The sequence below is a fragment of the uncultured Nitrospira sp. genome (assembly GCA_902500695.1).
Taxonomy (GTDB): domain Bacteria; phylum Nitrospirota; class Nitrospiria; order Nitrospirales; family UBA8639; genus Nitrospira_E.
Window position 1 is genome coordinate 1,610 of record CABVRQ010000115.1, and the last position, 8,402, is coordinate 10,011.

The following is an 8,402-nucleotide window of genomic DNA, read 5'->3' on the forward strand; positions in this document are numbered from 1 at the left end:
CACTTCAAGGACGCTTAATCCTTTCCACATTTTTATCGTCGAAATGCGCTGATGGAGTACGTGCTCTTTAGTTGCTAAAGAGTCGATCTCTCACTCCGCAACGATGGCTTCCGGTTCATTCTGAACTTTTTCCGGAGAAGGCGTGTTGCCCTTAACGGTGAACACACCCGACACATCCTCCGCGACCAGATAGAGACAGGGAATGAGCACGAGCATGATGGCGGTGGCAAACAGAATTCCAAATCCCAATGAAATGGCCATGGGAATCATGAACCGTGCCTGACGGGACGTTTCGAAAATCATGGGCCCCAATCCACCGAAGGTTGTGAGGGTGGTCAACAGAATGGGCCGGAACCGGCGGATGCCGGCCTGGCAGATGGCCTCCACGGCATTATGTCCTTCCCGGCGTTTGGTATTGGCATAGTCGATCATGATTAAAGAATCATTGACCACTACTCCGCCAAGCGCAATGATTCCCATCATACTGATGATGCTGATGCTGTAGCCCATGATCATATGGCCGATCACGGCACCAACCAATCCGAATGGAATGGATGTCATCACAATGGCTGGTTGCAGGTAGCTACGAAAGGGTACGGCAAGCAATACATAAATCAGGATCAATGCCAGCGTGGAACTATATAAAAAACTCTGAAGCGCATCTCGCATATCGGCCTGACGGCCTTCAAAGGTGTAACTCAGGCCGGGATAATCTCGAAGCAAGGCCGGAAGCACGTCGTTTTTGAGTTTATCCAGGACAAGATTGGTGTCCTTTGTGGGTTGGACATTTGCGGTGACGGTCACGGTACGGTGTCCGTCCCGACGGGTGATCACCCGAAACGCCCGGCCCTTTTCGACCGTCGCCACCTGATACAACGGCACGTGTGGCCCCGCAGGCGTTCGAATCACCAGATTTTCCACGTGATATTCGCTCGAGCGTTCCGACTCGGGGAATCGCACCAACACCTTGATCTCGTTACGCCCTCGTTGCTGACGAAGGGCCTCCGATCCGTAAAAGGCGTTGCGGGCTTGTCTGGCGATATCCCCGGCGGTGAGGCCGAGGCTGCGGGCTTCCTCTTTGATCCGGAAGTCCAGTTGGGGTTTTCCTGGAGAATACCCGTCATCGACGTCTTTGACGCTTCCGAATTCAGCCAGACGGTCGGCCAGATCGGTGCTCGCCTTATCGAGCATGTCAATATTCCGATGGCTGAGTTCAACACTAATCCCGGCCCCGCGCCCTGGTCCCCCGCTATCCGCCTCAAACCGCAGGTATTCTACTCCCGTCAAATCCGGAGTGTGTTCCCGCCAGAGGGTGGTCAATTCGCTTGTGCTGAGGGGACGATGGTTCGCATCCGGCAAATACGCGCGAACGTCGATGGTATTTTCCAGCACCAGTGCGAAGGTGCCGTTGGTAATATGTTCTCCCGGATACTGGTCGATCACGTCCTGCACGGAACGGATCAACCCGTCCCGGATCCGGATTATTTCACTGGGCGGACTTCCAAAAGGCAGAGCGGCTGTGGCCTTGGCAAAATCCGCCTCAACGGTGGGCATGAGAATAAAACCCATGCGTCCGCTGAATGGATAGGCTAGCACGATGGCAAAAATGCCGAAGCCAATGGCAATCGTCAGATAGCGGTGAGCAATGGCGCGGCGAAGAAACGGACCATATGTCCGTTCGACAAATCGGGAAAACCATGCGCTGAACCGTTGTTGAGTGTTATGGAGAGTTCTGCCGATGGTGCCGGTCGGATTGGTGCCCGAATGCGCCAGATGGGCTGGAAGAACGAACAAGGCTTCAATCCAGGAAATAATGAAGGCGGTGGAGACCACCACGGGAATCACGGCCCATATTTTTCCGAAAGATCCCGGCATAAACATCAGCGGTAGGAAGGCCACGATATTCGTCAAAATACTGAAGCTGATGGGAATGGCAATATCCCGTGCCCCCAGGATGGCCGCCTCGCTGAAGGATTTGCCGCGTTGACGGTATTCATAAATGTTTTCCCCAGCAATAATGGCGTCATCCACCACAATTCCAAGCGCAATAATGAAGGCAAAGAGGGACACCATATTGATGGACACGTCCATGGCCGGCAGAAATAACATGGCACCCAGAAATGACGTCGGGATCCCTACCGTCACCCAAAACGCCAGTTTGTATTCCAGAAACAGGGTGAGAATGGCCAGGACCAGCAACAACCCGAGAAATCCATTTTTCAGCAGAAGCGTGAGCCGCTGATAATAGATTTCTGACCGATCCTTGAGAATGGTGTATTGGATGGAAGCCGGCAGATCAGGAACAATATGGGCCATCGCGGCTCGTACGCTTTCCGACACCCCGATCGGGGTTTGATCTCCCACTCGAAAGATTTCGATGCCAATGGCACGTACCCCGTTAAAGGTGGCATACGTTTCGCTTTCCTGAAATCCTTCCGACACGTGGGCGAGATCCCCGAGTCGCAAGAGCGTTCCCGTTAGGTTGGCAACGATGGGGATGTCGGCAAAGTCTGACGCCCAATCCCGTCGTTCCTGCACCCGCAACAAAATTTCTCCGCTGGAGGTTTCCACGCTTCCACCCGATCGATCGAGCGCAGTAGCGCGAATGGTTTGTGCGATGCCCTCCAACGTGAGTCCATAAGCCCGGAGGTCTTCTTGGGACACCTCCACATGGATTTCATATGCCCGCGCGCCTTCAAGATCGATTTGCGTAATGCCGGGTTCTTGTAAGAGGCGGTCTCGAACTTGTTCGGCGATTTCACGCAGGGTCCATTCCGAGACGTCACCATACAATTGAAGAGTCAGGACGTCGCGACGACGGGTATCCAACGTGACACTCGGCTTTTCCGTATCCTCGGGAAATGTGACGATGCGGCTGATCGCCTGCTGAATGTCCTGATAGACTTTTTGATTGTTGGACTTGGCCAGGAGTTCGACGACGACCGTTCCCTGATTTTCCGCAGCCGTGGCCCGGATCTCGTTCACCCCTTCCAGGCCGCGCACACCTTCTTCAATGGCCAGAATCACCCCCTGTTCGACTTCTTCAGGACTCGCGCCGGGAAAGGGGACGGTGATGGTGACGGTGTCTTCTTCAAACTCGGGAAAGACTTCCTGCTTAATGTGGGAGGCCATAAACAGTCCACCCAGCAGTAACGTCAACATGAGGAGGTTGGGTGTGATCCGGTTGTGAACCATCCAGGCCAGCGGGCCGGATTCCCGGTGAGGTGGAGGAGTGGAAGGCTTATGTTCCATGGGGAGTCACTGGTGTGTCGAAACGGCTGTCATTCAGGCGAATGGGCATCCCATCTGTGGGGGCGGAAATGTCGGTGACTACTAAGCGGTCTCCCGTTTCCAGGCCTTCTGAAATAAAGACCTCATGTTGGCCACGATAAGCGATCGTCACCTGACGAATGGCCAGCGTATTGTCTGTATTCATCAGCCACACGGTGTCCTGGTCATGGATCCAGCGACGATCCACTTTGGCAAGCCGGGCGAGTTCCTGCCCTTGAATTTCCGCTCGAAGATAGGAGCCGAGCAGCACGCGAGGCAGCCGCGCATGCTGTTCTTCAAGATTCAGCGGATCGTGTATGGCCACCAGAAGCCTGGCCATTCGCCCGTTGGGTTCAAGATCGGTCAGCAACCGGACTACCCGGCCTGTGCGGAATTTTTCTTTTCCCCACACATTTTCCTGGAAGAGTTTGACGGAGGACCCTGGTTCATCAGGTGTGCGAGGAATCGTGATCCAACGTAATTGAGCCATGGGAACGGCTAACTCGACCCAGTACTCTTTCGTTCCCGCAATCGTCACGAGATCTGAGGTGGTGGTCACATAGGTCCCGAGATCCACCTGATAGCGAACGACGGTTGCTTCAAATGGGGCTTTGATGACGGTGCGGGCCAGCGCGAGCTTCGCGGATTGAAGGGCAGCCGCTGCGGCATCCACGTCGGCTTTCATGGCGCTTAGCTGCGGCAGGCGAAGGACCAGGGATTTTTCCTGCTCGTTGATCGTTGCACCCAATAAATCGAACTCCTGTTTGGCGACGACCTGATTACCCTCTTCGAGGAGAAGCGCCACGCGGGCTTTCGCCAGATCGGATTGTCGCTGTCGGACAGCCAGCACATAATCCGCCGGTTCCAAACGAAGAATGGTTTCCTGTGAGGAGAAACGACCGCCGGGGACGAGTTCAGGGTTGACAGCGATGATTTTACCGTTCACCTGTGACCGGAGGGTGATTTGATGAACAGGTTGGACTTGTCCCCAAGCCTCTATGGTCAGAATCTGTTTGGTCACATCGATTTCAATCGTTTCCACCAGTCGGGGTTGCCTGGGTTTGGGATGACGTTCGGGTTGTGGGGCAGTCTTGACGATCGAAAAGGCAATGCCTCCAGCCAGCGCCAGGATCAGAACAGGCAGCACAGCCTTCAATACCATCAGGCATTTTTTGGAAAAGGATGGGGATGACATGGCTTGGTAGAGTTTCGGGAGGAATCCCTATCCGGTGGAAATGGTTAATTGACGGATTTCAGGTTTAGTCATAGGCCACCCACCGGCCAGAGCCTTGGCCAGATCAACGCGAAAATCGATGAGCGTCCTTCGGGCGGTCAGGATCTCCCGTTCAAGCTCCTGTTGACTGTTCAGCGCATTGAGCACGTCCAGATAGGCGGTTGCACCATTGAGATAACGGGCCCGCAAGCGTTCGATCACCTGGGTGGCGATGTGAAACTGCTCTTCCAGGCTGGAAGTCTTTTCCCGTTGTTGGGCTTCTTGGACCAAGGCATTTTCGACCTCCTGGAATGCCTGAAGTACCGTGAATTCATAATTGTGAAGGACCTCGGAGCGAGCGGCTTTGCTGAGATCGACTTGCGCCGCCCTCGCCCCGGCATTAAAGATCGGTGCCACGATTTGTGCGGATACGTTGGCTAACCAATTGGCAAAAATCCCTCCAGGAGCCGTCGCAAAGGCTCCGCCGGTCAGGGTTGGGGTGAGATTTGTGGTTATCGCCGCGCCAAGATCAATGCGCGGAAAACGTTCGGCAATGGCGGCCGCGACACGCGCATCGGCCGCCTGGACCTGGTAAAAAACGGCCTGCACGTCAGGGCGCCGTTGAATCAACTCTCCTGGCAGGCCGGTATTGGGCAACGGCGGAAGGAGTATCAGAGTCCGATCGTCGGGAATATCCAGGGCCGTGGGCGGTTTCCCCAGTAGAATGGCGAGTTGATGGCTCAGGGTCCCGATTTGCGCGCGGACGTCTTTAGTGTTTCCCCGGGTTTGCTCCACTAATTGTTTCTGCCGCAGGACGTCGGCCGCAGCAGCGACGCCCTGCCGGAACCGCAAGGTGACCACTTGAAGAACTTTTTCGTTGGTCGATATCTGTTTCTCCAGCAAAGCCAGTTGGCCTCGCTGTTCGAGCAGATTATACCAGGTTTTCGCCATCTGACTTGATAACGTGATCGCGGCGGCCGTTAAGTCTTCCTGGCTGGATTGCGCGTCGAAGCGCGCCGCACTCCCGAAGGCCCGAACTCGTCCCCACAGGTCAAGCTCGTAGGCCACTGATAACCCAACCGCAAAACGATCAGTCTGAGTGCCAACACTCGTGCGACTGCGGCTGGCATTACTGTTCGCGTTTAAAAATGGAAATCGAGGGGCTCCATCACGCACGGCGGTGGCTTCCGCCTGCCGCAGACGGTCCCAGGTGGCTAACAGAGTCGGATTGTCTTCCATTGCGCGTTCAATCAACCGGTCAAGGGCCTCGTCTTCAAAGGCTTCCCACCATTTGTCCTGCAACACATTCTGGCCGGAACGGGAAAACGAATCGGGCGGATGGATTTTCAATTCAATGGGTTGTGGGTCGAACAGGCAACCGGTTATGAGCATAAGGAAAATGCCTGTGAGGATGGAGGGACAATAACGGAGAGTGATCATGCGATGTTCAGTATGATAAAGGAAAATACATGCTGATTTTGTTATGGATGATGAATGTCGTACTTGATGTGACCGGAGATAAAAAACGTCTTTTTGTCCCAATTTGCTGACGAAAACGATTCATCCAGGCGTATGGCCCCGATCTTTCTCTGTTCGGTCAGTATACCCAGGATATTTCCCTGAAATTTATCCACATCCTTCTTTTTTGTAAGAAAACCTGCCAGAATTCCATTTTGACAAACTTTGATACAATTTTTCTTCCCCCACTTTCGGTTCGGGCGTCATAATAATGAAGAAGGGTAATCTTCAGGAGCCTTATGGATTCTTTACCGCATATACTTGTTGTTGATGATCAGCCGGATATCCGCATTCCGCTGGCAACCTATCTCACGCAAAAAGGCTTTCGACTGAGTGCGGCCGGAAGCGCGGCTGAAGCCCGAAAAACCCTCGAAAACAGCGCCATCGATCTTGTTGTCCTGGATATTATGATGCCGGGAGAAGACGGCCTCTCTCTCTGCCGTCATTTACGCGAAACAAAGGACATTCCCATTATTTTGCTCACGGCCATGGCGGAAGAAACGGACCGCGTGATCGGGTTGGAAATGGGCGCGGATGATTATGTCGTCAAACCGTTTAATCCCAGGGAATTGCTGGCACGAATCAAGTCCGTGCTCCGGCGTGCGAATAGTCTGCCATGGAAGGAACGGCGAATAGCGGAAAAAACCATTCGATTCGATCGATGGGTGTTACAGGTGTCGCAACGAGAGCTCATCGGAGAAGATGGCGTGGCCATTCCGCTTAGCACCGGGGAATTCGTACTGTTGACGGTGTTCCTGAATCATCCACGCATGGTGTTGACTCGTGATCAATTGCTGGACCTCACCCGTCATAGGGCGGGCGATGTGTTTGATCGCAGTATCGACAATCAGGTCAGCCGGTTGCGAAAAAAAATTGAAATCGATCCCAAGCTACCCTCCTTGATAAAAACGGTGTGGGGCGGCGGCTACACGTTCACTGCTGAGGTCTCCTTTCAATGAAACCGGGTATGCCCATATTCCGGCGGTTGTGGCCGCAACGGCTGACCAGCCAGATGATTGCCCTTCTGCTCGTGGCCCTGGTCATTGCGCAAGTGGCCAACTTTCTTATTTTTACCGATGAACGTCGTGCGGCTATTCGATCCGTCGAGCGGACACAAATTCTTGAGCGAACGGCTTCTCTGATCGATCTCATTGAACACAGCCCATCCGGTTTGCACGATCACATAGTCCAGGCCGCCAGTTCACGAAAGTTGTACTACTGGTTGTCGGATACCAGTCAGATTCCTCAAGGCCTGCAACAGGGCGACCATGAGTGGATAAGCCGTCTCAAGGATTTGCTGAACAAGAACGACGTCTCTGAACTGCGGTTCATGCTTCCGGAACAGGACGGGTCATGGAAAAAGACCATAGGGGAGGCGCCGGAGGGCATCCAGTCTTCCATCTTACGAAGTGAAAAATCCGGATCGTCCTTTTCTCTTCCGCTCTCGGAGTTTGATGCTCCAGGCCTGCTGATTTCGGCGCGCCTACAGGATGGCCGTTGGCTGAATGTCGGCATGGGGATCACCCCATCCCTGGGCCGTTGGGCTTTGCCCACGCTGATTTCGATGGTGTTCACCGGAGGCAGTATCTGTCTGATTGTGGTGTTCATGGTGCAACGCCTCACGCGTCCGCTTCAACAGCTCACGGAAGTCGCGGAGCGGGTTGGTCGCGGGGAATCTATCACGCCCATTCCGGAAGAAGGTCCCGTCGATATTCAGCAGACTATCCGCGCGTTTAATCGCATGTACGAACGACTGCAACGGTTTGTTCAGGATCGGACCAGAATGCTGGCGGCCATCAGTCACGATTTACGCTCTCCCATTACCTCTCTTCGACTGCAAGTCGAATTGATGAAGGATCAGGACGCGAGAGTCAAGATGCTGGAGACATTGGAAGACATGCAACGGATGACCGAAGCCACACTGGCTTTTGCCCGCGATGAGGCCTCAACGGAGCTATCGCGCTCAGTCGATCTCAGCGCCTTAACCGATAGTCTTTGTCAGGATCTGGCCGATATGGGGATGGAGGTGAAATTCGAGAGCGCCCCAAAAACTCCCTATACCTGCCGCCCCATCAGCCTTAAACGGGCCATTCGAAATCTCATTGAAAATGCCGTGAGCTATGGAGGACCAGTCGAGGTCAAGCTTCGAGAGAATGACACGGAATTTCAAATTGAGATTCAAGATAGTGGTCCGGGAATTCCTGAACAGGATTTTGAACGGGTCTTTCAGCCCTTTGTGCGATTGGAGGAATCCCGCAATAAACAAACCGGGGGTATCGGCCTCGGCATGGCCATTGCCCGATCCATCATTCGCAATCATGGCGGGGACATCAGTTTGGCGAACACTCCGGGAGGTGGCTTAACGGTGACGATCAATCTGCCGGCATCTCCGCTTCAACAG

5 protein-coding genes are annotated in these 8,402 nt (G+C 54.0%); 2 read left to right on the forward strand and 3 right to left on the reverse strand.

The window, feature by feature from the left end; genetic code table 11:
- Positions 1-90 precede the first annotated feature (90 nt).
- Genes AAH187_RS17945 through AAH187_RS17955 form a run of 3 tightly spaced genes read right to left on the reverse strand, consistent with a single transcriptional unit; the run spans position 91 to position 5,875 of the window.
- Positions 91-3,252 carry an efflux RND transporter permease subunit gene (locus tag AAH187_RS17945; RefSeq protein ID WP_342349859.1) on the reverse strand — a complete coding sequence of 1,054 codons (3,162 nt, stop codon included), beginning with the start codon at positions 3,250-3,252 and terminating at the stop codon, positions 91-93.
- A complete protein-coding gene (locus AAH187_RS17950; RefSeq protein WP_342349860.1) occupies positions 3,242-4,432 on the reverse strand; it encodes an efflux RND transporter periplasmic adaptor subunit in 1,191 nt (396 codons plus the stop codon). The genes AAH187_RS17945 and AAH187_RS17950 overlap by 11 nt, the downstream gene beginning before the upstream one ends.
- A gap of 60 nt (positions 4,433-4,492) precedes the next feature.
- A complete protein-coding gene (locus tag AAH187_RS17955; RefSeq protein ID WP_342349861.1) occupies positions 4,493-5,875 on the reverse strand; it encodes a TolC family protein in 1,383 nt (460 codons plus the stop codon).
- 365 nt (positions 5,876-6,240) lie between these two features.
- Between AAH187_RS17955 and AAH187_RS17960 the strand changes: the two genes are divergently transcribed.
- Together AAH187_RS17960 and AAH187_RS17965 are read left to right on the forward strand one after the other, a co-directional pair.
- Entirely contained in the window at positions 6,241-6,960 is a 720-nt protein-coding gene (locus AAH187_RS17960; RefSeq protein WP_342349862.1) for a response regulator, read from the forward strand.
- A gap of 8 nt (positions 6,961-6,968) precedes the next feature.
- Positions 6,969-8,402 (forward strand): ATP-binding protein (locus AAH187_RS17965; protein ID WP_342349863.1); only part of this gene is annotated, 1,434 nt, incomplete at its 3' end.